This window comes from Bauldia sp., assembly GCF_020442045.1.
Taxonomy (GTDB): Bacteria; Pseudomonadota; Alphaproteobacteria; order Rhizobiales; family Kaistiaceae; genus Bauldia.
Genome location: NZ_JAGRLA010000019.1, coordinates 1 through 2,714 on the forward strand (window position 1 = coordinate 1; position 2,714 = coordinate 2,714).

Consider the following 2,714-nt stretch of genomic DNA (forward strand, 5'->3'; position numbering starts at 1 on the left):
CGACTGGCCGGAAGGCGACGGCTTCGAGGTCGCCTTCGGCGGCGGCCGCAGCAACTTCATGAAACAGGGAACGCCGGACCCGGAAGAACCGGTGAAGACCAGCTTCCGCCGCGACGACCGCGACCTGATCGCCGAATGGGAGGCGAAAGACGATCACCACAAATACATCACAGACCTTGCCGGTTTCGAAGCCGAGGACTTTACCGGTGAAGACAAGGTGCTGGGCCTGTTCGACAATTCCCACATGCAGTTCGACCTCGACCGCGCCGATGACCCGGCGGGCGAACCATCCCTCGCCGAGATGACCCGCGCCGCCATCACCCGCCTGTCGCAGGACCCGGACGGTTTTGTCCTCATGGTCGAAGGCGGCCGCATCGACCATGCCCACCATGCCGGCAATGCCGCCCGCGCGCTGTCCGACACCGACGCCTTCGACCAGGCCATTGCCGCTGCGCTTGACATGACCAGCCGGGACGACACGCTCGTCATCGTGACGGCGGACCACTCCCACACGCTGACCATTTCCGGTTATCCCAGCCGCGGCAATCCGATCCTCGGCAAAGTCGATGGCGGCGCCGGCGGCGGCTACATGAAAGCGATCGACGGCAAGCCGTACACGACGCTCAGCTATGCCAACGGCCCCGGTGCCTGCCGCGCCGTCGGCGGGGACCTCGTCTGCACCCGCCTCGACCTCACCGATGTCGATACGACGGACAAGGACTTCCTTCAGCAATCCGAAGTGCCGATGCTGTCGGAAGCCCATGGCGGCGAAGACGTTGCCGTCTTCGCGTCCGGCCCCGGCGCCAATCTCGTCTCCGGCGTGATCGAGGAGAACGAGATCTTCCAGGTCATGGGCCGCGCCTCCGGTCTCGTCGCCGCGCCCGCCACCGACGAATAGGGCCCGCAGGAAGTTGAGTCTCTTTGGCGCCCGCAAGGGCAAGCAGACGACCGGTTTCATCTTCGCGTCAGGCCGCGATGCCGACCGGCGTTTCCTGACCGCACAGGAAGGCGACACGGTCCGCAACCCGTCGCGCGAGGCGCCATGGATCGTGCTGCTCCACGCATTGCAGGATGTTCTGGTCACGGACTGGCCAGGCATCCTGTGGGAAGCCGAAGTCGTCGACGCCCTCGACCCGCAGGGCCATACCGGTGACTATACCCGCTGCGTCGCTGTGCGCCTCATGCGCCGCCTGCCGCCGCACACTCTGTTCGGACCGGACGGCGAAGGCGTTGCCTGGGTGATCGAGTCCGCCCGCAACCTGACGCCCGAAGACGCCGAAATCCTTGCAGACCATCGCGCGCGGGAGTCCGGGCAGATCTATTCCAAAGCCTGGCTCCGCTGGGACGGGCTGTCCCCGGCGAAGCGGGAATTTGCCGATTGGGAGGGCGTCATCGGCGCCGGCGGCGATGCGCCGGTCTCGCCCATCAATCGCGGTCTCAGCGCCGTGTTCAACTGCACCTGCGCCCGCGCCGTCGAACTGCTCGGCGAGGATGCCATGTATCCCGAGGGTGGCGACGACGACGACCCGGACCTGCATCTCGTCGACCCCTGGGGCGAGGCCGCCCTCGCCCTCTGCGAAGCGGCGATGGCGCTCGGCGCGCCGCGCCTTCTGCCGGAAGAGGACCGGGCGATTCTTACCGAAGCCTGGCGCGCCCTCACCGGCCCGCGCCTCTCCTGAAGGCCTCTCCCAACGGCAAGGCTGGCCAAGGCTCCGTTTCGGCGCGATGGTTCCCGCAATCAAAAGACCGGAGGAACACCGCCATGAAAGCTGCCGTGATGCGCGCGCCCAACCAGCCGCTGTCGATCGAGGACGTCACCATCGACAAGCCGGGCCCCCGCGAAGTCCTGGTGCGCCTCAAGGCCGTCGGTGTGTGCCATTCCGACGTGCACTTCTGGGACGGCAACTTCCCGGCCGAGTTGCCGGTTATCCTCGGTCATGAAAGCGCCGGCGTGGTCGAGCAGGTCGGCTCCATGGTCTCGGCGGTGAAGCCGGGCGACCATGTCATCTCCATTCTCTCGCCCTTCTGCGGCACGTGCGAATACTGCCTCTCCGGCCACATGTCGGTGTGCCACACGGTCAATCGCGAGAAATTCCAGCGCGCGCCCACTGAGGCCCCCCGCCTCTCGATCAAGGGCGAGAAAGTGGGCCAGTTCCTCAACCTCTCCTCCTTCGCCGAACAGATCCTCGTGCACGAGAACGCCCTCTGCGCCATCGACAAGGACATGCCGCTCGACCGCGCCTGCCTGATCGGCTGCGGCGTCATCACCGGCGTCGGCTCGGTCTTCCACGCCGCGCAAGTCGAGCCCGGATCGACCGTCGCCATCGTCGGCTGCGGCGGCGTCGGCCTCTCCGCCATCAACGGCGCTGCCATCGCCGGGGCGAGCCGCATCATCGCCGTCGACCTTTCCGACGAGAAGCTTCAGCTCGCCGTGCGCTTCGGCGCCACCGATGTGGTCAATCCCTCCAAGGTCGATGCCGTTGCCGCCGTGAAGGAGCTCACCAAGGGCGGCGTGCACTATGCCTTCGAATGCGTCGGCCTGAAGCAGACGGCCGAGCAGGCCTATCACATGATGCGCCCGCGCGGGCTCGCCACGCTGATCGGCATGATCACGCCGGGCGTCAACATCGAGATTCCCGGCATCGAGATGCTGGTCACCGAAAAGCGCATGCAGGGCGCGATCATGGGCTCCAACCGCTTCCGGATCGACTTCC

Annotated in this window: 3 protein-coding genes; all 3 read left to right on the forward strand. The window is 66.6% G+C overall.

Annotation, left to right across the window (positions count from 1 at the left end; translation table 11 throughout):
* Positions 1–898, forward strand: an 898-nt coding sequence (locus KDJ86_RS02085; RefSeq protein ID WP_291742236.1) for an alkaline phosphatase, incomplete at its 5' end; no start/stop codon positions are given.
* Between the two features lie 13 nt (positions 899–911).
* Positions 912–1,679 carry a hypothetical protein gene (locus tag KDJ86_RS02090; protein WP_291742238.1) on the forward strand — a complete coding sequence of 256 codons (768 nt, stop codon included), beginning with the start codon at positions 912–914 and terminating at the stop codon, positions 1,677–1,679.
* Positions 1,680–1,762: 83 nt separating this feature from the next.
* A partial coding sequence (locus KDJ86_RS02095; RefSeq protein ID WP_291742240.1) for a Zn-dependent alcohol dehydrogenase occupies positions 1,763–2,714 on the forward strand: 952 nt, incomplete at its 3' end.